Annotated in this window: 23 protein-coding genes; 13 read left to right on the top strand and 10 right to left on the bottom strand. The window is 65.0% G+C overall.

All coding sequences use genetic code 11. From position 1 onward, the window contains the following. Nucleotides 1-20: 20 nt before the first annotated feature. Together ACPPVQ_RS04390 and ACPPVQ_RS04385 are read right to left on the bottom strand one after the other, a co-directional pair. Nucleotides 21-1001 (bottom strand): NAD-dependent epimerase/dehydratase family protein, encoded by a 981-nt coding sequence (locus tag ACPPVQ_RS04390; RefSeq protein WP_426519015.1) that lies wholly within the window; start codon nucleotides 999-1001, stop codon nucleotides 21-23. Further along, nucleotides 998-1438: a MerR family transcriptional regulator gene (locus tag ACPPVQ_RS04385; protein WP_426519013.1), complete on the bottom strand. Its 441-nt coding sequence runs from the start codon at nucleotides 1436-1438 to the stop codon at nucleotides 998-1000. Before ACPPVQ_RS04385 ends, ACPPVQ_RS04390 begins: the two co-directional genes overlap by 4 nt. A 113-nt stretch (nucleotides 1439-1551) precedes the next feature. On the opposite strand from ACPPVQ_RS04385, the gene ACPPVQ_RS04380 reads away from it, so the two are divergent. The 6 genes from ACPPVQ_RS04380 to ACPPVQ_RS04355 are packed head-to-tail and all read left to right on the top strand — an operon-like array spanning nucleotide 1552 to nucleotide 7692. Further along, nucleotides 1552-2100 carry a hypothetical protein gene (locus ACPPVQ_RS04380; RefSeq protein WP_426519011.1) on the top strand — a complete coding sequence of 183 codons (549 nt, stop codon included), beginning with the start codon at nucleotides 1552-1554 and terminating at the stop codon, nucleotides 2098-2100. A 5-nt stretch (nucleotides 2101-2105) separates the two neighbouring features. Beyond that, complete coding sequence (locus ACPPVQ_RS04375; protein WP_426519009.1) at nucleotides 2106-3245, top strand: DUF4331 family protein; 1140 nt, start codon at nucleotides 2106-2108, stop codon at nucleotides 3243-3245. Between the two features lie 2 nt (nucleotides 3246-3247). Next, complete coding sequence (locus tag ACPPVQ_RS04370) at nucleotides 3248-4588, top strand: Dyp-type peroxidase (RefSeq protein WP_426519007.1); 1341 nt, start codon at nucleotides 3248-3250, stop codon at nucleotides 4586-4588. Nucleotides 4589-4613: 25 nt separating this feature from the next. Further along, on the top strand, nucleotides 4614-5465 hold the full coding sequence (locus ACPPVQ_RS04365) for an enoyl-CoA hydratase/isomerase family protein (RefSeq protein ID WP_426519005.1): 852 nt from the start codon (nucleotides 4614-4616) through the stop codon (nucleotides 5463-5465). A gap of 24 nt (nucleotides 5466-5489) precedes the next feature. Next, nucleotides 5490-6569, top strand: a complete 1080-nt coding sequence (locus ACPPVQ_RS04360) for a sulfite oxidase (RefSeq protein WP_426519003.1) — start codon at nucleotides 5490-5492, stop codon at nucleotides 6567-6569. Nucleotides 6570-6579: 10 nt separating this feature from the next. Further along, a complete protein-coding gene (locus tag ACPPVQ_RS04355; RefSeq protein ID WP_426519001.1) occupies nucleotides 6580-7692 on the top strand; it encodes a HoxN/HupN/NixA family nickel/cobalt transporter in 1113 nt (370 codons plus the stop codon). Nucleotides 7693-7739: 47 nt separating this feature from the next. On the opposite strand, the gene ACPPVQ_RS04350 is transcribed toward ACPPVQ_RS04355, so the two are convergent. From ACPPVQ_RS04350 to ACPPVQ_RS04320, 7 genes are all read right to left on the bottom strand, one after another. Then, nucleotides 7740-8432 carry a hypothetical protein gene (locus ACPPVQ_RS04350; protein ID WP_426518999.1) on the bottom strand — a complete coding sequence of 231 codons (693 nt, stop codon included), beginning with the start codon at nucleotides 8430-8432 and terminating at the stop codon, nucleotides 7740-7742. Nucleotides 8433-9280: 848 nt separating this feature from the next. Continuing rightward, nucleotides 9281-9820, bottom strand: coding sequence for a hypothetical protein (locus ACPPVQ_RS04345; protein ID WP_426518997.1), 540 nt, complete (start codon nucleotides 9818-9820; stop codon nucleotides 9281-9283). A gap of 421 nt (nucleotides 9821-10241) precedes the next feature. Continuing rightward, the gene (locus ACPPVQ_RS04340; protein WP_426518995.1) at nucleotides 10242-11375 is read right to left on the bottom strand and encodes a glycerate kinase; all 1134 of its coding nucleotides are present in this window, start codon (nucleotides 11373-11375) and stop codon (nucleotides 10242-10244) included. Next, the gene (locus ACPPVQ_RS04335; RefSeq protein ID WP_426518993.1) at nucleotides 11372-12121 is read right to left on the bottom strand and encodes a ThuA domain-containing protein; all 750 of its coding nucleotides are present in this window, start codon (nucleotides 12119-12121) and stop codon (nucleotides 11372-11374) included. The genes ACPPVQ_RS04340 and ACPPVQ_RS04335 overlap by 4 nt, the downstream gene beginning before the upstream one ends. After that, nucleotides 12118-13434 (bottom strand): MGH1-like glycoside hydrolase domain-containing protein, encoded by a 1317-nt coding sequence (locus ACPPVQ_RS04330; protein ID WP_426518991.1) that lies wholly within the window; start codon nucleotides 13432-13434, stop codon nucleotides 12118-12120. The genes ACPPVQ_RS04335 and ACPPVQ_RS04330 overlap by 4 nt, the downstream gene beginning before the upstream one ends. Then, a complete protein-coding gene (locus tag ACPPVQ_RS04325) occupies nucleotides 13431-14228 on the bottom strand; it encodes a sugar phosphate isomerase/epimerase family protein (protein ID WP_426518989.1) in 798 nt (265 codons plus the stop codon). The genes ACPPVQ_RS04330 and ACPPVQ_RS04325 overlap by 4 nt, the downstream gene beginning before the upstream one ends. Continuing rightward, nucleotides 14228-15280, bottom strand: a complete 1053-nt coding sequence (locus tag ACPPVQ_RS04320; RefSeq protein WP_426518987.1) for a zinc-dependent alcohol dehydrogenase — start codon at nucleotides 15278-15280, stop codon at nucleotides 14228-14230. Before ACPPVQ_RS04320 ends, ACPPVQ_RS04325 begins: the two co-directional genes overlap by 1 nt. Before the next feature lie 119 nt (nucleotides 15281-15399). Here ACPPVQ_RS04320 and ACPPVQ_RS04315 point away from each other — a divergent pair, with 119 nt between their 5' ends. The 4 genes from ACPPVQ_RS04315 to ACPPVQ_RS04300 all read left to right on the top strand — a co-directional run bounded on the left by ACPPVQ_RS04315 (nucleotide 15400) and on the right by ACPPVQ_RS04300 (nucleotide 19844). Next, on the top strand, nucleotides 15400-16797 hold the full coding sequence (locus ACPPVQ_RS04315; RefSeq protein ID WP_426518985.1) for an ABC transporter substrate-binding protein: 1398 nt from the start codon (nucleotides 15400-15402) through the stop codon (nucleotides 16795-16797). 4 nt (nucleotides 16798-16801) lie between these two features. Beyond that, nucleotides 16802-17767 (top strand): carbohydrate ABC transporter permease, encoded by a 966-nt coding sequence (locus ACPPVQ_RS04310; protein ID WP_426518983.1) that lies wholly within the window; start codon nucleotides 16802-16804, stop codon nucleotides 17765-17767. Beyond that, the gene (locus tag ACPPVQ_RS04305; RefSeq protein WP_426518981.1) at nucleotides 17764-18630 is read left to right on the top strand and encodes a carbohydrate ABC transporter permease; all 867 of its coding nucleotides are present in this window, start codon (nucleotides 17764-17766) and stop codon (nucleotides 18628-18630) included. Before ACPPVQ_RS04310 ends, ACPPVQ_RS04305 begins: the two co-directional genes overlap by 4 nt. A 68-nt stretch (nucleotides 18631-18698) precedes the next feature. Continuing rightward, nucleotides 18699-19844: an ROK family transcriptional regulator gene (locus ACPPVQ_RS04300; RefSeq protein WP_426518979.1), complete on the top strand. Its 1146-nt coding sequence runs from the start codon at nucleotides 18699-18701 to the stop codon at nucleotides 19842-19844. A gap of 206 nt (nucleotides 19845-20050) precedes the next feature. Here ACPPVQ_RS04300 and ACPPVQ_RS04295 read toward each other — a convergent pair whose 3' ends face one another. Then, nucleotides 20051-20524, bottom strand: coding sequence for a DUF308 domain-containing protein (locus ACPPVQ_RS04295; RefSeq protein WP_426518977.1), 474 nt, complete (start codon nucleotides 20522-20524; stop codon nucleotides 20051-20053). Between the two features lie 166 nt (nucleotides 20525-20690). Between ACPPVQ_RS04295 and ACPPVQ_RS04290 the strand changes: the two genes are divergently transcribed. The 3 genes from ACPPVQ_RS04290 (at nucleotide 20691) to ACPPVQ_RS04280 (ending at nucleotide 23310) form a co-directional block, all read left to right on the top strand. Further along, a complete protein-coding gene (locus ACPPVQ_RS04290) occupies nucleotides 20691-21701 on the top strand; it encodes a CorA family divalent cation transporter (protein ID WP_426518976.1) in 1011 nt (336 codons plus the stop codon). 270 nt (nucleotides 21702-21971) lie between these two features. Continuing rightward, the gene (locus tag ACPPVQ_RS04285) at nucleotides 21972-22310 is read left to right on the top strand and encodes an antibiotic biosynthesis monooxygenase family protein (RefSeq protein WP_426518975.1); all 339 of its coding nucleotides are present in this window, start codon (nucleotides 21972-21974) and stop codon (nucleotides 22308-22310) included. A 13-nt stretch (nucleotides 22311-22323) separates the two neighbouring features. Beyond that, the gene (locus ACPPVQ_RS04280) at nucleotides 22324-23310 is read left to right on the top strand and encodes an NAD(P)-dependent alcohol dehydrogenase (RefSeq protein WP_426518973.1); all 987 of its coding nucleotides are present in this window, start codon (nucleotides 22324-22326) and stop codon (nucleotides 23308-23310) included. The last annotated feature ends 148 nt before the right edge of the window (nucleotides 23311-23458 follow it).

Below are 23458 nucleotides of genomic sequence, written 5' to 3'. Positions count from 1 at the left end.
CCCGCACGCCACGGCTCACCTCAGGCGTCGCGAGCGAGCAACCCGAGGTCGCGCAGGCTCTCCGCGGTCTCGACGATCGTCTCGACAGCTGGCCTCGGCCGGAAGCCGAGTTCCGTCTTTGCGCGGTCGTTGTGGATGATGAGCGGCACTGGCTCCACGCCCGGCATCTCCTGGGTGGTCACGCGAGCGGCGAGTTCGCCGAGTTCGGCCCGCAACACGTTCGCGACATCGAGGAATGTCATCGTGGGACCGTCCGCGAGCAGCAGGTAACGCTTCCCGGCGGCGGACGGGCTGTGCATCGCGGCGATGTGCGCCGACGCGACGTCGCGCACGTCCGCGATCCCGAACCGCTGTCGGGGCACAGCCGACATCGTGCCGTCGAGCAACCCGGTGAAGAACCGCAGCGACGATCGTGCGGACGCCGTCAGTGTGGGGCCCGCGATCCACGTCGGGTTGAGGACGACGAGTTCGAGTTCGCCGCCTTCTCGCTCGAGGAAGTCCCACGCGGCCCGCTCCGCGACCGCCTTCGACAGTGGGTACGCGGGCAGCCCGGGGGTGGCCGGGTCGGTCCAGTCCGACTCGTCGTATTCACGCACCGGCTTCGGCGAGTATCCCACCGCCGCGAACGACGAGGTGAGGACGACGCGGCGGGCGCCGGCATCGCGGGCGGCCTGCAGCACGCGCAGCGCGCCGTCCCGGGCGGGGACGACGACCTCGTCCGGGACGGTCGACTGGATCATGGGCGAGGCGACGTGGTAGACGTCGGCGATGCCGGACAGCGCAGCGTCCCATCCGTCGTCGTCGGTGAGGGAAGCGGCGACGACGGACAATCCCGCGTCGTCCACCCCGGCCCGACGGACGGCGGCGCGGACTTCCTCGGCACGCTCCAGCGAGCGGACGGTTGTGCGCACGTCGACGCCGGAGGCGAGCACGTCGGCGATGAGCCGGGTGCCGAGATACCCGCTCCCGCCAGTGATGAGAATCGTGGGGTCTGCGGTCATCGGAAGGTCTCCTCAAGTCGGGGAATGATGGATTCGAGCTCACTGCTCGCCTCCGCTTCGGCGGACACGTCGTTGCGGTCGCGTGCATCCCAGAGCGCGGCCTTCACCCGCAGATAGTCAAGATGCACGTGGAGCGTCGCGATCTGCTCCTCTACCCGGTGCGCGTGGCGGAGCAGGATGTCCCTCTGCTCACCCGCCGCAGCGTGCCCTTGCCGCCGATTGGCCAGGTAGACGCGCATGTCCTCGATCCCGACGCCCATCGCGCGCAAGCAAGCGAGCACCTGGGCTTCGTTGAGGTCGGTCTCGCTGTAACGCCTGTGACCGCTACGCCCGTCGCGAGCGATCGGCCCGAGCAGGGCGACCTCTTCGTAGTACCGGAGGGTGGGCTCGCTGAGCCCGCTCTGCCGGGACGCGTCCTGGATGGTCAACGTGGTCATGACCCCATCTGAACATACCTCAAGCGCTTGAAGTCAAGAGGTTCACCCCATTGGGGTGACGTGATGCTTGGGTGGACGTTTCATGCTTGTTGAACATCATCGAAGGAGCACACGTGGCACCCTCCTCAGAACAGTCGCCGGGTCCCGGCGTCGGCGTTGGCCCGACTAGCGAGTTCAGCCTCTTCTTCCGAGTCAAGGAAGGAATGGGCGACTCTCTGCGGGCTGCCTTGAACGAGTTGATGAAGACTCCTGGCTACCGTCCAGGGGATTACGGGATGGCGGTTGCGACGATTCACGAAGCGCGGTTCGTGCTTTTTGATGACGACACGCGACTCGCCTTCATTACGAGCTTCGATGGGCCCTGGGATTCCTACATGGAAGACTTCTTCAACTCCGGACCGACATTGGAGCTGTTTGATGTCATTTTCAAGCACACGGAAAGCTACGGGGGTTTGCCCGACCTGGCCGCAGAGAAGGCGTTCATCCTCGGCGCGCAGCGGAGCGCTGCGGCGTATGCCCGTAACTATCCCGGCACTGTGAAGGAGATCCGCAAGGCGGAGCGAGTGGCCGCCGCCTTCCAGCGCGTACTCGACCACCCTGACGCTGCCGCAGCCCTTCAGCATCCCGCCTTACAGCCCCTCCTCGACGAGGCTGGAGACTGAGGTTCGTGTCGGATCACATCTCGGGCCCCCGCGCGTTGGCCAACGCCATCGCCGACATCACGGACGTCTATGCCTTTCCGAGCCCGGAGCGCCCAGGACATCTCGTCCTCGTGATGAACACCCTGCCCTTCGCGAAAGTCTCCAATGCGCTCTCCGAGGGCCTCATCTACCGGTTCCGTGTACGACCGCTCACAGCCAATCCTCCTGGAGGTCAGCCGCCGTTCAATGCAGGTCCCGAACACGGCGCTGAGGAGTTCGTGTTCGATTGCGTGTTCTCTCCGCCGACGATTCAGGATGACCAACCTTTCCAGCAGGAGGGGACCTGCACCACCCCGTCAGGTGAGAGGGTCTCGTTCCGCGTCAACGACGAAGCGGGCGGTTCCGGACACGGCGTGCGGGTCTTCGCTGGTGCACGGTGGGATCCGTTCATCCTGGATGCTCCAGCCGCGCTGAAGACGGTTGCGACGGGTCAGCTCGCCTTCGCGGAGCTGGGGGCGATCTACATGGACGGCAAGAACATCCTCGGTCTGGTCGTCGAGATCGACACCGCTCTGCTCGGCGGCGCGACGCTGGTCGGCGTCGTCGCAGAGACCCTGACGCGCGGCACGTTCAACGTGCGGATCGAACGGGTCGGGCGACCCGAGGTGAAGAACTTGCTCCTTGCGGCCAAGCAGTTCGATCCGGTCAATCAAGACCTTGAAATCCGCGACCTGTACAACATGGAGGACGCGTTCCACATCCAGCACGGCTACGAGGGCGCCTACCGGGCACGACTCAATGCGAACCTCGCCTTCTGGGACGGCCTCGACGGGAAGACGGATTGGCCGCTGAACGGCACGGTCCATCCGCTGACCGAGCTCGTGCTCGCTGACTACCTGGTCGTCGATGTCACCAAGCCTTACCAGGAGAAGGGCTCGTTCCTCGAGATCGAGCTCGCCGCCCTCGGGAGCCGAGGCCACCAGACCTGTGGCGGTCGAACAATCAACGACGACGTCATGGACGCCTTTTTTACGACGTTCATCAACGCCGGCAACGGGCCCATCATCAGCGACGGGGTCGACAAGTCCACGCGGCCCGCCTCGCGAAGCTTCCCCTACCTTTCACCCCCCAACCCCACTCCGCCCGAAAAGCCGGAACATCACTGAAGATGCCTACAGCCGAAAACGTGACACTCGAGCTCACAGACATTCAGAGCGGCGCGCTGCACGAGCGTCCGTCCCCCTACGTCGGCGCCTACCTGATGTTGCGGATCGATGATCCCGCGGACGGACGAGAACTGGTCCGACGGCTCGTGGACGTGGTCGATTCGGGGGTGCCCTCCTCCGATCCCGGAAAGGATGCGTGGATCACCGTCGCGTTCACGTATCACGGTCTCAAAGCGCTCGGAGTCCCGCAAACATCGCTGGACAGCTTCTCCCTTGAATTCCGCGAGGGAATGGCCGCTCGCGCGGAACACCTGGGCGACGTCGGCGAGAGCAGCCCGGAACACTGGGAAAAACCGTTCGGTACATCCGACGTGCACGTGGCGATCGCCGTCCTTTCCCCCGACGCCGCCCACCTTGAGGCCGTCGCAGAGCGGGCCCGTCGCGCGCACCAGGAGCTCGACGGCATCACCGTTGTCTGGCGGCAGGACTGCTATCAGCTCCCGACGGGGCGCACCTCGTTCGGCTTCAAAGACGGCATTGGTCAACCGACTGTTGAGGGCAGCGGGAGGCCGCCAACGAATCCGCATGAGCGACCGCTCAAGGCGGGCGAGATCATCCTCGGCTACCCGGACGAGACGGGCGAACTGCCGCCTATGCCAACACCCGATGTTCTCGGCCGAAACGGCACCTATGTCGTCTTCCGGAAGTTGCACACCAAGGTGGCGGCCTACCGGCAATACCTCCACGCGAAGGCCGCCAACCGTGCGGAGGAGGCGATGCTCGGTGCGAAAATGGTGGGCCGTTGGCACGACGGGACCCCGCTCGCGCTGTCGCCGGACCACGGCGATCCGGAGCTCGGCGGCGACCCGCATCGCAACAACGACTTCCTCTATGGAGATGACCCGCGTGGTTTCAAATGCCCCGTGGGCGCCCACGCCCGACGAGCCAATCCGCGCGACTCGTTCGACGGTGAAAGCAGTGTCGACACCCGCCTGCACCGCATGATCCGGCGCGGCACCAGCTACGGTCCCACGCTTCCCGATGGGGTGTTGGAGGACGACGGCGCCGACCGGGGCATCATCTTCGTCTTCGTCGGCGCGCACATCAAGCGACAGTTCGAATTCGTCAAGACGCAGTGGCTCAACGACGGGATCTTCATCGGTGCCCCCAATGAGGCAGACCCTCTTGTGGGAGCAAACGGACATGCGACCGACTTCACCATTCCCCAGCGACCGATCCGGCGACGGCTGCAGGACGTTCCGCCGTTCGTAACCACACGCGGAGGCGAATACTTCTTCGCTCCGAGCCTGTCGGCCATGCGCTGGCTCGCGGACCTGCCGTGACCGTCTCGACCAAGGAGACCGAAAAATGAGCACCGACCGCTGGAAGAAACTCGACTTCGCCCCGCCTGACGCCGAAGCCGAGGAACCGGAGTCGCCCGTTCTCCTCGACTACCTCAAGGACGACCAGATTGCGCTGATCACGCTCAACCGGCCGCACGCGGACAACGCGATCTCGACCGAGATGGGTGTTCGACTGACCGAGATCGTGGAAACCGTTGCCGTGCAGACGAGGGTCCGTGTCGTCATCCTCACCGGCGCCGGTGACCGGGCGTTCTCGGTCGGCAGCGATCTCCGTGAGCGCAAGTCCATGACGAAGGAGGGTTGGCTCCGCCAGCGCCAGGCCTTCGATCACACGCTGTACACCGTCCGTCAACTGCGTAAGCCGCTCTTCGCTGCTGTCAATGGGATCGCCTACGGCGGCGGATGCGAACTCGCCCAGAGTTGCGACTTCATCATCGCGTCCGAGAACGCCACCTTCGGTCAGCCCGAGGCGATGCTCGGACTGTCGGCCGGCGGCGGGTCGCCGGTGTTCCTGCCGCGTCGCGTCGGAACAGGGATGGCCTTGCAGATGCTGATGACGGGCGACCCGATCACCGCAGCCGAAGCGTACCGCCTCGGCCTTGTCAACGAGATCCACAGCCCGCACGAGCTCGCTGACGCCGCGGAACGGATCGCCGAGAAGATCGCTGGCAACTCGCCGACGGCGGTTCAGGCCGTCAAACGTGCCGTGCAACTCGGGGAGGGACAACCGATTGAGGAAGCAATCGCGATCATGATGGACGCGCACTGGCGCTCGGCCATTCATCCTGACCGAATTGAAGGCATCGGCGCCTTCAACGATGATCGCGACCCCGTATTCCTTGACGCCGACTTCTGATCCAGCTTACGAGGAGGATGTGCCATGTCACTGACCGATGAACTCGCCGCCGAGCGTGCCGCCCTACAGATGATCAATCCGGCTCCGTACAACGCCGAGGCTCCCGCCGCGGCGCTCGCCACCGAGATCACCCCCACCGAATTCCACTACGTACGCAGCAACTTTCCACTTCCAGAGCATGACGGAACACTTCAGATCGGCGGAGCGGTACAGACGCCGATCACATTGACGCTGGACGACTTGCGCGCGATGCCAGCGCACGAGGCTGCGGTGACCCTTGAGTGCGCAGGGAACGGGCGGCCGGCAATGAGGCCGCTGCCGACCGGGGAGCCGTGGGGCGACTACGCCGTATCGACCGCGCGCTGGAAGGGCGTCTACCTGCACGAAGTGCTGGCACAGACGAGTCCGTCGGCGACCGGCGTCGACGTGCGTTTCGAAGGCGCCGACCATGGCCCGTACCACCTCAACCCGGTGCTCGCCGACACAGACAGGAACAACCTGACATTCGTCCGTGCCCTGCCGCTGGTTCAAGCCCTCGATCCGAACGCAGAGATGCTCATCGCATATGAGATGAACGGCGAGCCCCTGGGCCAGGACCATGGGGCGCCGTTCCGCCTCGTCGTTCCGCACTGGTATGCCGTTGCATCCGTGAAATGGCTCAAGCGGATCGATGTCCTCACCGAGCCCTATGCCGGCGAATTCCAGACCGGCCACTATATGTACGAGTGGCCCGACCGCCCGCCGGAGCCCGTCGACATCATGCGCGTGCGAGCCCGCATGACCACGCCGGCCGCCGGATCCACTATCGCCGCCGGCAGCCATGCGGTGCGCGGCAAAGCGTGGTCCGGTGCTGGGCCTGTGGTCCGGGTCGATGTCAGTCTCACCGGAGCAGGCGAGTGGTATGCGGCCAAGCTCGAGCCCCCGTCCGGCCCGTACCAATGGCAGGACTGGTCATTCGATTGGGAAGCAACCGACGTCGGGCGCCATACCGTGCGGGTCAGGGCTACAGACGCAGCCGGCAACGTACAGCCGGAAGTGCCGCCGTGGAACCGGCTCGGCTACGGCAACAACGCTATCGAGGTGGTCTACGTCGACGTCATCTGAGATCGGGCGCATGTCAGTGACCTCCCGGCTCCGAGCGATCAGGGGTGCCCTCACCGGCCGCGAATGGATCTCGGTGGCGACGATGACCAGCACCGTCGTCGCGCTGCATCTCGTCGGTTGGGGAGTTCTCGCCGGGGTGGTGGCCCCGCAGAACCTCCGGCTCGACTCCGGACAGAGCTTCGGGATCGGGCTCGGTGTGACCGCCTACATCCTCGGGCTGCGCCACGCTTTCGACGCTGACCACATCGCGGCCATCGACAACACCACGCGCAAGCTCATGACCGGCGGCAAACGGCCTCTATCGGTCGGATTCTGGTTCTCCCTCGGGCACTCCAGTATCGTTTTCGGACTCTGCCTCCTTCTCGCTGCCGGAATCCGAATGCTGGCGAATCAGGTCGACTCCGACGCGTCCGCCCTGCACAGCATCCTCTCCGTCATAGGCACCAGTGTCTCTGGTGTGTTCCTCTGGATCATTGGGATCCTGAACCTCATCGTCCTTGTGGGGATCCTCAAAGGTTTCCGACGCTTGCGAAATGGGGACTATGACGAGGCCGCCCTCGAAAAGCAGTTGAGCAGCCGCGGCTTGGTGAACCGGTTCTTCGGCCGCGCGACCCGGGTCATCACGAAGCCCTGGCAGATGTACCTTGTCGGACTGCTCTTCGGGCTGGGCTTCGACACCGCCACCGAGGTGAGCCTGCTCGTCCTCGCAGGCGGCGCCGCAGCCTTTGCACTTCCCTGGTATGCGATTCTGACCCTGCCGATCCTGTTCGCGGCCGGGATGAGTCTGCTGGATTCCCTCGACGGCTGCTTCATGAACTTCGCGTACGGGTGGGCATTCGCGCGTCCGGTCAGGAAGATCTACTACAACCTCGTCATCACCGCCCTGTCCGTGACCGTGGCCCTGGTCATCGGCACCATCGAACTCGTGTCCGTCGTGGACGACAAAGCAGGAATCACCACAGGGCCGATGGCAATCATCGGTCAGGTGAATCTCAACAACGCCGGCTATCTCGTCGTCCTCGTCTTCGCGTTTGTGTGGATTCTCGCTGTCACCATCTGGAAGTACGGGCGCATCGAGGAAAAATGGTCGGCCAGCCCGCGTGACGAGACGTTGCAGCCCTAGGGTCGCGGGCGAGAGCCGCGTTTGCACCGCCCCTACTCCAGCCGGCCTCAGCCTTCCTTGGCTCGGCTGAACCGAGCAAGCGCTGCTCCGATGAGTGCCGCGATGGCGGCGACGATGAGGAATTTGGTGCCGTCCGCGGCGCCCCACGCGGTCCACGCCGGAATAGCCGGCACGAGGAGCGCAGCACCCACCGCCCCGATTGCGAGGCCCCCGAAGGTGGCCGACAGTCGGGTGTTTCGCCCGGGTACTCCCGGCGGGGTGGGCCGCCGGGACAGGTCGTCGGCGATCAACCGTAGGGCTCTCGGAAGATAAGCGACGAGGTGGATGGCAAGGGTGACCATCCAGACCAGGAAGCTGAGGACGTGGATGACGATGAGGGCCCGGGGGGCTGGCCCCGTAATCGCCAGAGCGATGCCACTGCCGATCACCCCCAGCGTGGAAGCGACCAGCACGGGGGCGAGCACCCTGGGCAGCAGGCGTGGTGGGCCTTTGCGGCGGTAGGCCGGGGCATGGGTGTAGTAGCGCACGAAGCGCCAACCCGTGCTTGCCAACTTGACGATCACCGGCCCTGCCAGAAGGGTGCCGACGACGATATGCGCTGCCATCAGACTGTGCAGTGCGGCGACGGTGATCATCTCGATCACGCTCAGCACCAGGATGACCGCCCCGGCGAGCGCGGTCAGCCGCTCATTGCCGAGCACCCCGGGCTCCTGCGCGAGCCCTGGGCGGTCGGTCACCATGGCGGGCCTTTCAGCGGTGGTTCCGCGTGGGCAGTTCTGCGATCACAGGTTCTTCGCATTGTCGGCCTCCGTGGCTGTCTCTGCCGCGACCCACTCGACAGCGTCCTGAATCTTTCGCTGGCGGCAATCTCCTGCTCGATTGGCCTTCAGGAGAGTTACAACTTTATCTTCACGCGGCTCGCTTGCTATGGCCCAGGCTCAGTGAGGTGAAGCAGGTTTTCTGCGCCTCACCGAACGGACGGCTGCTCGGAACCCGCAAAGGTCACGGACTAAGACGGCCACGTGTCCCGCCGCGGAGGGCGGGACACGCATCTTCCCCCGGCTTCAGCCCTCAGGTGAGCGAAATGTTGTAGATGATGTCGAACGCCACTGGGAGCGTCGCGGACGTCGCCGTACCTACCGGCCTGAGACTCGGAACTGCCGGTAACGCTCCCGGTAGTGACCAGAGGCAGGTGATTTCGCGCGCACCTGGGGCGGCATCCGACGACTTGTTTGGTGGGCGTTCGATGGCCTATTTAGCGTCGGTTACGACGACGGTTTGACGGACAAAGCTGTCCTGAACAGCAGAATGGAGCAGTAACGCAGCGACGTTCGTCCGGGACGTCGAGGGAACGATGGGCAATTTTCGGGCATCCTCGAGGGTGACCGCGGCGTACCGGGTGCTGTCCCGGTCGTTCAATGCTCTGCGATATTCGAGGGTCCATTTCAGGTCGCACTTCTTCAAGAACACTTCCGATGCGGCTTTGTCTGCGTAGGTCTTCCGGAGCACAGTGCGGAATATTGGGCCGACCAGGAGGGAGGCTTTGGCCAGCGAGTCACCCACTCCGAATGCAGGCTGGAGTCTGGTTTTATTTTGTGTTCGTGTAGACGACGGCGGTATAGGTGATGGGCTCTGGCGACACCTGAAGAGTGAGCTGCGAGGCGTCGTTGACAGCGAACGCCTCCTGCCACGTAACCGAGCCGCCCGGCAGGATCACGTCGGTGGGTGCATACGCCACGGGACCGCCCGCGTCACCGGCGTGGAGGATCTGGGTCGCGAATCCTCCAGCCGAGCTGACCTGCGGGGAGGCGAGCGGGCTCAGGTTCTCGGAGGAGCCATTCGTGATCGTGAGGGTGAAGATGACGTACGGAGGGTGAGTAGCGCCCACGTCGTACGAGGGTGGGGTGTATGCCTCGGGAGCCGACACCGTGATGGCAACACCGTCTTTGTATGTCATGTTCTCGCCGAACGCCAGAATGGTCGGCCCGTTATCGGGAGTCGACGTCGGAGCCGGACTCGACGTCGTGGGGTCGGCGCTCGGAGCAGGGCTGGGATCGGAGCAGCCCGTGAGGAGCAATCCGACCGCAACGAGCGCGGTAGCGGAGATGATCGCGATGGGTCTCTTCACAGTCGTGGGTGGCCCTTTCCATGGGGTGTGTTGACGTGCAACCATATTGGTCGTGGTCGCAACGCTAACCAATCGTCTCCATGTTCCGCTATCGAGTCATCGGGCCGGGGAGGTGATGGTGAGTCATTCAGTCGTTTCACCACGTCGCTGACGTCGTCGCCATCCCGCACGCAGGCAAGCGCGACGTTGGCAACCTCCGTCAGTTTTATAGACCCCGTCGATTGCATATCAATTGCGAACACGGTCCGTCAATCGGCCGAGGCGGGGTGGCGCGGATGGGCCATGTGATCGAAGTCGATCCATCAGTTGGAGCTGGCACCGTTCGCCGTTCTCGTGATGTGATCACGAGGTTGTCGCTCGATAAGTCAGGACTCCTGAGTCGAAGATCTGGCGGTCCGTGGCGTATATAGCTGAAAAGGGGTCAGCGCAAGCGGGCGGCGAGTTCTGCTCCTGCCCTGCTCGCCCACTGCTCGGGATGCTCGAACGATTCGGTCGCCGACCCGGCGAGTCCGGCCAGCTCGGCGTGGTCGGCGAACATCCCCGGATGCGCCGCGATCGACCCAGCGACGAGCAGCACAGGCACGCCCGCGGCCCTCGCCAGGCCGACGACGTGCGATGCGACCTTGCCTTCGCTCGTCTGCGCATCGAAGCGGCCCTCGCCGGTGATGACGATGTCCGCATCCGCGAGTGCCGCCGGCAAGCCGACGCGTTCGGCGATCTCGGTCGCTCCGGAGCGGACGGATGCGCCCCACAGCATGAGCCCGAAACCTGTTCCCCCTGCCGCACCGGCGCCGGGCTCCTCGCTCAGCGCCGAAGCAGTGGCGTCGTCCGCGGCGGCGCAGTCGCGGAATCGACGGAGGTTCGCTTCTATGACGACAACATCCGCGGCCGTGGCGCCTTTCTGCGGAGCGAAGACGCCTGCTGCGCCACGGGCGCCGAGCAGCGGGTTCCGCACGTCCGTGAGGACGACGACGCCGCGAGGCGGAAGGCGGCGGAGCAGGGAGAGATCAACCGTTGCTAGCGCGCCGAGGCCCCGGCCGCCGCCGGGAACGTCCGTGCCGTCGTCGGACAGGAGCCGCGCCCCCAGCGCTTGCAGGGCGCCGGCCCCGCCGTCGGTCGACGCACTCCCGCCCAAACCGACGAGGATGCGCGACACCCCGGAATCGAGCGCCGCACCGATGGCCTGCCCGAGGCCGCGCGTGTGGGCGTCGAGCGGCAGAAGCGGATCGAGCAGCCCGAGCCCGCTCGTCCCGGCGATCTCGACCACCGCGGTCCCGTCGGGAGCATCCGCACTCGCAGGAAGCCGCACCCACCGCGCATCGACCAGCAGACCGTCCGGCCCCTCCACCGTCGTCGTCACCACGATCGCGCCGTCGACATCGGCGAACGCGTCGACCGTTCCCTCGCCGCCATCGGCCATCGGCAGAGACAGGATGTCGTCGCCCGGGCGCACCGAGCGCCAGCCATCCGCGATCGCGTGCGCGACGGCAGAAGCGGTCGCCGACCCCTTGAAGGAGTCCGGCGCAACGACCACCCGTAATGGCCGGTTCGTCATCGGCGGCGGGCCGCCGTCTCGATGAGTTCGCCGAGCGCGGGGTGGCTCACGGCCGGAACGCGGCGGAAGTCGTCGCCCGCCGCCCAGCGCGCAGCGTTTCCGAGCACTCGCCGCACATCTGGGTGCAGATAGACCGGATACTTCTGGTCGCCGGGGCTGAAGTAGAAGATGCGTCCCCGACCGCGTCGGTAGGTGAGCCCCGAACGGAACACCTCGCCGCCGCTGAACGAGCTGATGAAGACGGTCTCTTCCGGTTCGGGAACGTCGAAGAACTCGCCATACGTCTCATGGTGCTCGATCACCAGAGGGGAGGGAACACCCTTCGCGATCGGATGACCGGGCGCCGTCGTCCAGACGACCTCACGGTCGGCGTCGTCGCGCCAAGCGAGTGAGCACGTCGTCCCGAGCAGCCGGGTGAAGATCTTAGAGAAATGACCGGAGTGCAGGACGACGAGGCCCATTCCGCTGAGAACCTGGCGCTGGACGCGCTCGACGATCGCATCGTCCACACGATCGTGCCCGAGATGGCCCCACCAGAACAGGACGTCAGTGTTCGCGAGCACGGACTCAGTCAGTCCGTGCTCCTCCTGGTCCAGGGTTGCTGTGTGCACGGTGACGGCATCGCCGAGCTGTTCATAGAGCGCATCGGCGACGGCACCGTGGATGCCCGCCGGATAGAACGGCATGATGTGCGGCTCAAGCACCTCGTGGATGTTCTCGTTCCACACGGTGGCGGCGAACGTCATCGAGCCACCTCGGCTTCCTCGGCCACTCGCGCGCTCCGCGATGCCTCCAGCCTCTTCGAGAGATCGAGGGAAAGCGCTGCGGTCCAGCTGAATTTTCGCGTGCCGCGTGGCGCGAATGAGTACGGGTCGAGGTATTCCGGGAAATCGTGGGCGAGAGCTCCCTCGTCCATGTTGCGCGACAGCCGTTCGGCCTCTTCGGTGAACCCGCGCTCGAACAACGCCTCGGCGATCAGCCAGGCGATGTTGAACCACGACGGTCCGCGCCAGTAGCGGGCCGAGTCAAAGGTCGCAGCCGTGAGATCGTGGCTGGGAACCATTGCAACCTGACCCAACCGGAAGTGGGGCCCACGGAGAAGATCGAGGAGGTCGCCGGTATGAGGCGACGAGGGCAGTAGCAGCGGAACGAGTCCGGAGACGGTCCTGAATTCCTCCAACCCGCCGGTGAGTGTATTGCGCGCGACGTAACAGCCGAGGTCCTCCGACCAGAGCGCTTCCAGGGCGGTCGAGATCCGACGCGCCTCGGAACGGTGCGGCTCGGGGTCCGCCCCGATCAACTCGGCGATAGTCGCGAGCGCCAGTTCAGAGCGTGCCCAGAGCGCGTTGAACGCAGGGTCTTCGAACTGGAAGGGGAAGTCCGCATCCGCGTCGTCGCAGCCGTGATCGCGGTATCGCGCGGCCAGGTAGAGGTATTTGCCGTATTCGTGGTTCGACGGGCGCTGCTCGGGGCTCGCATGCATCAGGTCCGGGCGCGGGATGTCGTTGTCGTAGGTCTGGGTCATGCCCGCGAGGCAGGCATCCCAATACGGGGAGTTGTCCATCCCGCTCTCCCAGGGGTGGACGATGCGAGCGAGCCCTTCGTCGCCGCCGCGCCGGGTGCGCAGGTACTCGTGCCAGCGCACGAGCCGGAGATACGCGCGCTCCAGGAATCTGCGGCGCTCCGATGCGACGGCATCCGCTTCGTGGACCAGGAGAACAGCCAGCGCATGGTTGGGCGGCTGGATGAGTCCGGCCGACTGCACCGCCGACGAGCCGGGGATGCTGCTGCTCTGCCAGAAGCTCGCTCCGGGCGAATATCCGTCGTCGCGTCCGGAGTGGAAGACGATCTGAGGAAGCCTGCCATCCGCCCACTGGGCGCTGAGGATGGTGTCCAGCTCCTGTTGCGCCCGCCGCGGCGAAAGGTGCCGCAGCCCGATCGCGATGAAGGCCGAGTCCCAGCTCCACTGGTGCGGGTAGAGTCCGCCGGCCGGGACGGTGTAGCTGCCGCGCCAGTTGCCGATCAGCACGGCCGCTGCAGCGGACTCGAGGGGGTTCACAGGTACCGCCGGAGAAGCGGGGGAACGGTCGGCAGTACCTCCGACGCCTCGCCCGAGAGCCTGCTCTCGATCGCGATGGAGCGTTCGTAGCCGATCGCGTTCACCGTAGCGCCGAACAATGCCCAGTCGACGTGGCCGGCGCCCGGCTCCAGGCGGTTCGAGTCGCTCGCCTGCAGATGTCCGATGTGAGGGGCGACGGCGAGGAGCGCGGCTGCCGGATCCGCCTCTTCGATGTTCATGTGGTAGGTGTCCGCCACGATCTTGACGGCAGGGGATCCGACCTCTTCGATAAGGCCAGCGGCACCGGCGAGTGTGTTCACGAGGTAGTCCTCGTAACGGTTGAGCGGCTCCAGGAAGAGTTCGACGCCTTCGCGCTCCGCATGGTCACCGAGGCGACCGAGCGCATCGATGAGGATGCTGTGATCCTCCGCGGGCGAACGCGGAGGCTCGAAGGGAGGCAGGCGCCGCGAGAACATCCCGTAGGACCCCGGCGTCATGACGCCGACGCCTCCGATCTCGGCCATCACGGACAGCTGGGATGAAAGCTGGGCGATCGCGTCCTCGCGCAGGTCAGGCTCGAACGCGCCGATGAAGTGCGACATCTCGACGCAGGCCGTCGGCATGACGACTCCCGCAGCGCGTGCGCGCTTCAGGTCGGGCAGTCGATTCGCGAAGGCAAATTCGCCGCGGCTACGCAGTTCGATCCCGTCGAACCCCCAGTCGAGTGCGGTGTCGAACTTCTCCTCCAGGCTGTCGCCGGGAATATGCTGCTCCTGAACAGTGATCTTGTTCATCAGAACTCCAACACCACCTGGAGGGCCGCGGACGGGTCGGTGTCGAGCAGGCGATACGCCTCGGCCGCGTCTTCGATGCGGTAGGTGTGGGTGACCAGCTCGGCTGCGTGGAGCCGGCCGTCGGCCAGTGCATCGACGACGGTGCGCTGGAGGCGCGGCACATCCCAGCGTGCACGAAGTCGGTTGGGGACGGAACCGATCTGCGAGGCCAGGAGCTGCACACGGTTGTGGTGGAATTCTTCACCGAGCCGAAGCGGGCCGGCAGCGCCCTGGTAGAACCCTGATGCGACGACCGTCCCATCAGCGCCGACGGCACGGATCGCCGAGTGCAGCGCGTGGTAGTTGCCGCTCAGTTCGATCGCGGTGTCGGCGCCGGCACCGCCGGTGAGCTCCCTGATTGCGAAAGCGAGATTCTCATCGGGCGGCAGTACATGAGTGGCGCCCCAGCGTGTCGCGGCCTCGCGACGCTGCGGGATCCCGTCGACCGCGATGACCGTCGCGCCGTTGAGGGTCGCGAACCGGGTGGCGAGCAGGCCGATGACGCCCTGCCCGAGGATGACGACCGTCGACCCGACACCGAGGTCGGCGGCGAGCACGCCGTTGAGCGCGATGGCGCCGACCCGCACGAAGGCAGCAGAGAGCGGGTCGAGGTGGGGCGGCAGCACGTGCCCGCGCAGAGCCTCGAGGCTGAGCACACCTTCGGCACGGTGACCCCAGATGCCCCAGACCCTGTCGCCGACACGGGGCGCATCGGCGGGAAGCTCCGACCCCGGAGCTGCGATCTCGACGACTTCGCCGACCTCGGAGTAGCCCCAGCCATCGAGCGGGTAGGCGAGCCGGTTGTCGCCGGAGGCGCCACGGAAGAGCCGGATGTCCGGGTCCCATTCCGAGGTCAGGTACGGGTTCGTGCCGCGGTATGCGGTGAGTTCTGTTCCCGCGGAGATGCCCGAGTAGAGGGTGCGTACCCTTACCTGTCCGGGCTGGAGTTCGATCCGCGGCGCGTCGACGATTTCGACGGTGTGGGGCGCCGAGAAACGGAGAAGGCTGTTCATCGTTGGTTCCTTCCGTTTATTGGTTTTGCAACATTAGCACTGTCGCTATACAAGTTGTGTATAGACATTATGCAGAAGGTGGGCTACTGTTCAAAACACCCATCCTGAGAGGAGACGCGATGAAGACGTCGCGCACCATGAGAGTCGTAGCGAGCGCCACGCTCCTGATCGCCGGCGCTGCCACGCTCGCCGGTTGTTCGAACAGCGGAAGCAGCAACGATCACGGCAAGACGATCACCGTCTGGTCGGAAGAGAACCAGCCCGACCGCGTGAAGACGACCCAGACGGTCATCGACGCTTTCACGAAAAAGACCGGCATCAAGGTCAAGCTCGTCCCCGTCGACGAGGCCCAGGTGCCGCAGCTCGTCGCATCGGCGGCGATCTCGGGCAAGCTGCCCGATGTGATGGGGGCCATCCCCCTCTCGATCGTGCGCCAGCTCGACACACAGAAGCTGCTCAACACCGACTCGGCCGCCAATGTCGTCAAGAACCTCGACGAGAAGACCTTCGTGCCGTCCGCACTCAAGCTCGACCAGGACGGCAGCCGTCAGCTCGCCGTTCCGGACTCGGCGTACGCGCAGATCCTGGTCTACCGCAAAGACCTCTTCGAGAAGGCCGGACTGGAGGCGCCTACCACGTACGCCGCGCTCGAGAAGGCCGCCAAGACCCTCACCTCCGGCAAGCAGTACGGCATAACCCTGGCGACCGACCCGAAGGACGTGTTCACCTCCCAGACGTTCGAATCCCTCGCTCTCGGCAACAACTGCCAGCTCGTGGACAAGAGCGGCAAGGTCGGCCTCGAATCCAGCGAATGCAAGAAGACGTGGAACCTCTACGGCTCGCTCGCGCAGCACTATTCGCCGTCGGGCACCCAGACGGTCGACACGACCCGCGCCACCTACTTCGCCGGACAGGCCGCAATGGTCGACTGGTCGACCTACATCCTCGACGAGCTGGGCGGACTGCGGAACGACGCTCTGCCCACGTGCCCGCAGTGCACATCCGACCCGACCTGGCTCGCGAAGAACAGCGGCATCGTCACCTCCATCGCTGGCCCTGACGGCGGACAGGGAGCAACCTACGGTGAGGCGACGAGCTGGCTCGTGACGAAGAAGGCCAACGCCTCCCCGTCGGAGAAGTTCATCGAGTACATGCTCTCCGACGGCTACCTCAAATGGCTAGGAATGGCGCCCGAGGGCAAGTTCCCGCTTCGCACCGGCACGCAGGCCAACGCCACTGAGTACACCGACGGCTGGAAGACCCTCGAGACCGGAGTCGACACGAAGAAGAAGCTCTCCGACATCTACGACGCAGCGACGATCGACGCACTCCTCAAGGTGCCGTCCCAGATCGACCGCTGGGCGATCCCGCAGGGTCAGGGTGCGCTTCTCGGACCGGTGAACACCCAGCTGCCCGTGTCGAAGGCCGTAGCGAGCCTGGGATCTGGAACGAGCCCGAGCGATGCCGCATCGGCCGCGAACACCGCCGTCGAGCAGATGCAGGCGAAGTTGAAGTAGTCCGATGACTCAGCTCGCACCACCCCCTGAAGCGACGAAGGCGGCCCCCACCGGGGGCCGCCCCAGCCGCCCCCGCCGATCCAGCCTGGCAAGCCGCGACAACCGCGCCGGCCTGGTGATGGTCCTTCCAACGACCATCATCATCATTGCGATCATCATCATCCCCGTCATCTGGAACCTGATCCTTTCGTTCCAGCAGACGGATTTCACGTCGATCGCCGAACACGGCCTCTTCAGTCCGCTCACGCTCGACAACTTCATCGCCGTCTTCACCGACCCCGGATTCTGGAGCTCACTGTGGACGACCATCGTCTACTCGGTATTCTCCACGGCCGGATCGATCGCCGTCGGTCTCGGTGCCGCACTCGCTTTTCGCGCACCGTTCAAGGGCCGCGGAGTGGCGCGTTCCCTCATGCTCCTCCCCTACGTGGCACCTGTCGTAGCCGTAACCTTCGTCTGGCAGATCATGCTGAACTCCCAGTTCGGCATCGTCAACACCCTCGGCAAGGAATGGTTCGGGTGGGAGCACCCGATCGACTTCCTCGGCCAGGCCCCGTACGCCCTCATCACGGTCATCATGTTCGAGATCTGGCGCTACTTCCCGTTCGCATTCCTCTTCATCACCGCACGGCTTGTCGCGCTCCCTGGGGACATCGAGGAGGCCGCACTCGTCGACGGCGTCACGCCGTGGCAGAACTTCCGCTACATCGTTCTCCCGCAACTGCTCCCTGTCATCTCACTGCTGTCGGTTCTCCGACTCATCATGACCTTCAACAAATTCGACGACGTCTACCTGCTGACCGGCGGCGCAGCCGGCACCGAGGTCTCAGCGGTGCGCGTCTACAACACCCTCATCGGCAGCTTCGACATCGGCGGTGCCGCGGCGAACGCCTTCGTGCTCTCGGCGATCCTCGGCGTCTTCCTCTTCATCTACGTCAAGTTCTTCGCAGGAAAGGGAGACGACGAATGAGCCGCATCGTTGTCCAGAAGCGCACCTTCGGCACACTCCGGTGGATACTCATCGCCGTGCTGGTGGTAGCGACGGCGTTCCCCTTCTATTACATGGTCGAACTGAGCTTCGTTCCCATCGAGCAGGTGCTCCTGCATCCGGACCGGCTCTGGATCCCCATCGAGAACTTCACGCTGCAGACGTATGCGAATGTTCTCAAATCCCAAGACGACGGAGGCCAGGGTTTCGCCCAATTCATGATGAATTCGGCGATCGTGGCCATTGCGTGCGCCGCGATCACCCTGCTGGTCGCTATCCCCGGATCGTATGCCATCTCACGCCTCAAGTTCTTCGGCCGGCGCCAGATCAGCGCCCTGTTCCTCGCCGTCTACCTCTTCCCGGTGATCATCATCGCGATCCCCCTCTTCGTCGGCTTCTCGGCGCTCGGCATCCGGGAGTCCCTGGTCGGCCTCGTCATCGTGTACATCGCGCAGACGATCCCGGTCTCCATTCACATGCTGCGGTCCTACCTGCGTTCGATTCCTCAGAGCGTCGAGGAGGCCGCGATGGTGGACGGCGCCGGCCGGCTGCGAATCCTCTGGAAGATCACCATTCCCCTGGCGATGCCGTCGATCATCTCCACCGGCCTGTATGTCTTCATGATCGCGTGGAACGAGTTCCTTTTCGCGCTGCTCTTCCTGGCCGCGGACCGCGACCTGTGGACCGTGTCGCTCGGGCTGTCACAGCTGTCAAACGGTATCGAGGTGTCGAAGACCGTACTCATGGCCGGTTCCGTCCTCCTCACCATCCCGATCATCGTGCTCTACGGGCTGACCGAGCGGTCGCTCACCGAGGGGCTCACCAGCGGAGCGGACAAGGGATGAGTTCGGCAGAGCCGGCATCTCCTACGATGGGACTGCGCGAATGGGTGGCCCCGGCGGAAAGGCGGCTGATGAGTTCAGGTCCCGGAGACGTACTGCAGCTCATCCGTCGTTCGACCGCGAACACGCGACGCGACATCCAGCACCAAACCGGCCTCTCGAGACTCACCGTCGCCCAGCGGGTCGACGCCCTCATCGACGCCGGGCTCGTCACCGACCGCGCTGGGGGCGGAGGTGCGACTGGAGGCCGCAGACCGGATCAGCTGGAGTTCGACATCGAGCGTTCCGTCCTCGCCGTCGCGACGGTTGAGACGGCGCACTCCTCCGTGGCGCTCACCGACCTGAGCGGCCGGATCATCGCCCGCGACACCGTGGATGTCGCCGTAAGCGACGGACCCAAGGTCGTCTTGGATGCGCTCGCCGCGTCGATGCTCCGGCTCGTGGATGCGCAATCCGGCGGCCGTCCGGTCGTCGGTGCAGGGATCTCTGTTCCGGGGCCCGTCGATCCCACGACCCGACGTCCCGCGCAACCGCCCATCATGCCCGGATGGGACGCCTACCCCATCGTCGACCACCTGGCCGACTTCATCCCCGTGCCGACCTTCGTCGAGAACGACGCCGACGCGATGGCGTTCGGAGAGCAGTCCACCAACTTCGCCTCGAGCACCTCGGTCTGCCTAGTGAAGGTTTCGACCGGTATCGGCTCCGGCCTGATCATTGGCGGATCGGTCTACCACGGAATCGACGGCGGAGCCGGCGACATCGGCCACATCAGGATCGAGGGTGAAGAAGCGATCTGCCAGTGCGGCTCCCGCGGCTGCCTCGCTGCCGTAGCGAGCGGGCGCGCCGTCGCACAGCACTTGAGCGAGAACGGCGTACCCGCGCGATCCGGAAGGGATGTCGCCCGGCTCCTGAAAGCCGGCAACGTTGAAGCGCTCGGTCTCACGCACGACGCCGGCCGGCGCATCGGAGAGGTCATGGCGACCGTCGTATCAATGATCAATCCCGGCGTCCTCGTCGTCAGCGGCGATCTCGCATCGAGCTCCCTGATCGCCGGACTACGGGAGACGCTCTATCTCCGCTCGCTCCCCCGAGCCACGCGCAACCTGGAGGTGCGGCTCGGCGAACTCGGATCCGATGCTGGGCTGGTGGGAATGGCGCGGATCGTCACTGACGCCCTGTACTCCGCGGAAGCCGTGAACCACCAGTTCGCGTGACTCGCTCGCTGAGCTGATGGACGATGTTCGACGGGAGACCCCGGCGACGTCCGCGACATCCTGTTGCGTTACTGGCACGATCAAACTGCCCCTTGGTCGCCTGATCTGCGGCCATATCCGAGGCAAGCCGCTTGACGTCGCTGAGTGGCGTAACCCCATCCAAGACCGCTACAACCGGCGCCGCCGGCACGCCTTCCTCGGGCGCCTCACCCAAGCCAGGTTCGAACACTCAAACCAGACCGTGGTGCTTCAAGACGCCGCATAACCCCGAGCAGCTGGAGCCACCAGGTCGGAATCAGTGCGCTCGTGAAGAGACTGGTGGCCACGTCGTAGATGCCGATGAAGACGAAATAGAAACCGGCGACGATGGCGAGCGATTCGAAAGTGGCTCCAGGGTTCACGAAGGCGATCACCGCTGCGGCGACCAGCAGGGCCGCGAAGATGACGTGCCAGATGCGCCACCCTCCACCGATGATGAAAGCGCGAAAGATCTCGCCGAAAGCCGCCAGGAGCAGCATCACTCCGAAGACGATCGACACGACGTAGACGGTGCTCCGGTCGAAGCGCAGCACGACGAAACCGATGATGATCCAGATGATTCCGGCGATGAGCAAAAACCACCAGGCGCCGCCGAGTCTCTTCGCGGCGTCGGCGAGTAGGCCCTGCGTGCTCATGGACATGATGGCTCTGATTCCCTCGACGTGAGCCCGATTCTGGCGCGGCCGTCCGAGCAGGGCAATGGAGCGCCGAACACCATTGGGGCCGTCAGATTGTGGCCGCGGACATTCCCGGCGATCCAGCGCACAGACTCTGGCGGAGGCGGCCTCGTTCAGTCAGAATCGCGTCATGCAGCTCACGAGCGCTGGAGGGCAGGCGCGCATCCGTATCTACGACAGCGACGGAACGTTCACCGAACGGGAGTCACTGGTGACCGAGGATGAAACGGATGCGCGAAGCGCCGATGACGGCACTTTCGTCTGGATCGAGCTCATCGACAACGAGCCTGCGCACCTGAAGGCCGCCACAGAAGCCGTCGGACTGCATCCACTGGCCGTGGAAGACATCGTTTCCGGGCGACAGCAACCCAAGGTGCAATGGTTCGACGACCGTCTCTTCGTCGCGCTCCGGGTTCTGCACCCGGTAGCGACCGACCGCGAGCCGTCGATGTCGGAGCTGTACATCTTCGCCCGGCCGGGCCTGCTCCTCACCGTCGGGCGCGGCGACGACGATGGCACATCCGACGCCGTGAGGGCGCTCGATCGCGCCGACCCTGCTGTTCTGGCGTTTGGTACCCTCGGCGCCGTTCACGCACTGGTCTCGGCCGCCGTGCGCGGCTACCTCGTCATCAGCCGCGAGATCGAGGACGAACTCGAACAGGTGGAAGACCAGGTCTTCGATGAGGAACAGAAGGACGACGCCCTCCGTATCTACCGACTGCGTCGCAGGATCGGCAGGGTCGACCGGGCCGTCACTGGACTGGCCGTGGCGTTCGAGAACGCCCGGGAAAGACTCGCCGAATACACGCTCCGGCATCCTGGACTGGCTCCATACATCTCAGACCTCATCGCAGATCTCGCCAGCACAGCCCGTCTGACGAGCGACCAGGAGGCGGCGCTCGACAGCGTCATCTCCACCCACGAGAACGCAGTCGCGTCACAGCAGAACAGTGACTCGAGGACGATCTCGGCGTTCGCCGCCCTCCTTGCGATTCCCGCGGTGGTCGCCGGGCTGTACGGGATGAACTTCAAGAATCTCCCGGCAACTGACTGGGCATACGGGTGGGTTCTGATCACGGGGGCGATCATCGCCCTGGAGTTGTGGGCGCTTTACGCGCTCAAGCGGCGGCACTGGTTCTGAGCTGCGTTGCCTGGCCCGGAACGAAGAACGCCTGTTCGAATCGATCGGGCATCGGCGGCCGAAGACGACCTGGAGCAGAACCTCGCCGAGCTGGCGAAGCAGCTCATGACGTCAGTCGCGCGGATGAGGCGCCGATGATGGTTGTGAGATCGGCGGTGAGTTGTTCGGCCTGGTCCGTGGCCGCAGCCGACGTAACATGGAGTCGAATTCCGGCGATCCTGAACGCATCGCGGTTCCGCCGACCAAGAGTCCATGCGTCGAGGAGGAATCATGTACACGTCCACTTTCATTTTCCACGCGAAGCCGTACGACGCGGACTTTCACCGCCTGAACGACGAGATCGCTGAACGCGCACGACAGATCCCTGGCTTCCTTGGGGAAGAGGAGTGGACCAATGAAGAGAGCGGCCTGTACTCCGAGGTTTACTACTGGGAGACCCTCGAGGCGTTGCATCAGCTGATCGGGATGGATACCCACCGTGAGGCCAAGAGGCAGCATGAACGCTGGATCGGCGCTCACCGAGTCGTCATTGCCGAGGTCATCAGCACATACGGAGACAGTGGTCTCGGGCTTGAGCACGTGCCGACGGTCCTTGAGGTCGACGTCTGAGGGGGATCACACTATGCGTGCTGCGGTGCGGACCAGATATGGACCGCCGGAGGTCGTGCACCTGGTCGAGGTACCTGCTCCACCGGTGGGTGCGGGCGAGGTGCGGGTCGAGGTTCATGCAACGACGGTCAACCGGACCGATTGCGGTTTCCGGGCGGCGAAACCCTTCTTCATTCGGCCGGTGATCGGGCTTCTCCGGCCGCGGACGTCGATCCTCGGCAACGAGTTCGCAGGGGTCGTGGAGTCGGTCGGGCCGGGTGCGACCCGGTTCTCCGTCGGTGATCGGGTATTCGGATACAGCCGACGCTTCGGGGCTCACGCCGAACTGGTGTCGATCCCGCAGGACGGGATGATCGCCCCGGTCCCCGCCGGCATCTCGTTCGAGGACATTGTGCCGGGAACCGAGGGCGCGCACTATGCCCTGTCGGTCATCCGGAAGGCGGGCATCCACGATGGCCAGGACGTGCTTGTCAACGGCGCGACAGGCGCGATCGGGAGCGCCGCCGTGCAGCTTCTGGTCGACCTGGGTGCTCGGGTGACCGCGGTCTGCGGGAGCGCGCACGTCGATCTCGTGCGAGGGCTTGGCGCTGATCGGGTCATCGACCGTGACGCCGTGGACTTCACGGAAGGCGAAGATCAGTACGACGTGGTCTTTGATGCGGTAGGGAAGAGCTCGATCCGTCGATGCCGCCGGGTGCTCAGCCCCCGTGGGCTCTACCTGACGACCGATCTTGGCCCGCGAGCCCAGAACATCTATCTGCCCCTGTTCACGCGGTTGGGCCGTGGTCGACGGGTGATGCTCCCGCTACCGATCGAGAACCAAGAGATCGTCGAATACCTGCGGGACCGGATCGCGTCCGGAGCGTTCCGCCCTGTGATCGACAGGCGCTACTCCCTCGACCAGATCGTCGAGGCCTACCGGTATGTCGAGACCGGCCGCAAGGTCGGCAACGTCGTCATCACCGTGATGCCTCCGAGGGGTCTGCGCACGAGCGGGTGACGACCTTGTTCGTCGTTCGTTCACTGAACAGCCACGTGCCGACCGATGCGGACACCTCGGCTTCGCACTCACACCCGTCACGGACGCCGCTTGACATGATCGACCACGAAGGCCGTCACCATCACCACTATGGTGACGGTGACGATCA

The organism is Leifsonia sp. McL0618, from assembly GCF_049994905.1.
Classification (GTDB): domain Bacteria; phylum Actinomycetota; class Actinomycetes; order Actinomycetales; family Microbacteriaceae; genus Diaminobutyricibacter.
The sequence above is the reverse complement of the archived record's forward strand: the minus strand, read 5'-3'. Positions and strand labels throughout refer to the sequence as shown.

Coding starts and splice junctions, on each gene's coding strand:
- ACPPVQ_RS04280 (WP_426518973.1), top strand. CDS start 22,324: ATGCGTGCTGCGGTGCGGACCAGATATGGACCGCCGGAGGTCGTGCAC.
- ACPPVQ_RS04350 (WP_426518999.1), bottom strand. CDS start 8,432: ATGGTGACCGACCGCCCAGGGCTCGCGCAGGAGCCCGGGGTGCTCGGC.
- ACPPVQ_RS04295 (WP_426518977.1), bottom strand. CDS start 20,524: ATGTCCATGAGCACGCAGGGCCTACTCGCCGACGCCGCGAAGAGACTC.
- ACPPVQ_RS04320 (WP_426518987.1), bottom strand. CDS start 15,280: ATGAACAGCCTTCTCCGTTTCTCGGCGCCCCACACCGTCGAAATCGTC.
- ACPPVQ_RS04355 (WP_426519001.1), top strand. CDS start 6,580: ATGTCAGTGACCTCCCGGCTCCGAGCGATCAGGGGTGCCCTCACCGGC.
- ACPPVQ_RS04360 (WP_426519003.1), top strand. CDS start 5,490: ATGTCACTGACCGATGAACTCGCCGCCGAGCGTGCCGCCCTACAGATG.
- ACPPVQ_RS04300 (WP_426518979.1), top strand. CDS start 18,699: ATGAGTTCAGGTCCCGGAGACGTACTGCAGCTCATCCGTCGTTCGACC.
- ACPPVQ_RS04285 (WP_426518975.1), top strand. CDS start 21,972: ATGTACACGTCCACTTTCATTTTCCACGCGAAGCCGTACGACGCGGAC.
- ACPPVQ_RS04305 (WP_426518981.1), top strand. CDS start 17,764: ATGAGCCGCATCGTTGTCCAGAAGCGCACCTTCGGCACACTCCGGTGG.
- ACPPVQ_RS04340 (WP_426518995.1), bottom strand. CDS start 11,375: ATGACGAACCGGCCATTACGGGTGGTCGTTGCGCCGGACTCCTTCAAG.
- ACPPVQ_RS04365 (WP_426519005.1), top strand. CDS start 4,614: ATGAGCACCGACCGCTGGAAGAAACTCGACTTCGCCCCGCCTGACGCC.
- ACPPVQ_RS04390 (WP_426519015.1), bottom strand. CDS start 1,001: ATGACCGCAGACCCCACGATTCTCATCACTGGCGGGAGCGGGTATCTC.
- ACPPVQ_RS04310 (WP_426518983.1), top strand. CDS start 16,802: ATGACTCAGCTCGCACCACCCCCTGAAGCGACGAAGGCGGCCCCCACC.
- ACPPVQ_RS04370 (WP_426519007.1), top strand. CDS start 3,248: ATGCCTACAGCCGAAAACGTGACACTCGAGCTCACAGACATTCAGAGC.
- ACPPVQ_RS04335 (WP_426518993.1), bottom strand. CDS start 12,121: ATGACGTTCGCCGCCACCGTGTGGAACGAGAACATCCACGAGGTGCTT.
- ACPPVQ_RS04315 (WP_426518985.1), top strand. CDS start 15,400: ATGAAGACGTCGCGCACCATGAGAGTCGTAGCGAGCGCCACGCTCCTG.
- ACPPVQ_RS04385 (WP_426519013.1), bottom strand. CDS start 1,438: ATGACCACGTTGACCATCCAGGACGCGTCCCGGCAGAGCGGGCTCAGC.
- ACPPVQ_RS04290 (WP_426518976.1), top strand. CDS start 20,691: ATGCAGCTCACGAGCGCTGGAGGGCAGGCGCGCATCCGTATCTACGAC.
- ACPPVQ_RS04325 (WP_426518989.1), bottom strand. CDS start 14,228: ATGAACAAGATCACTGTTCAGGAGCAGCATATTCCCGGCGACAGCCTG.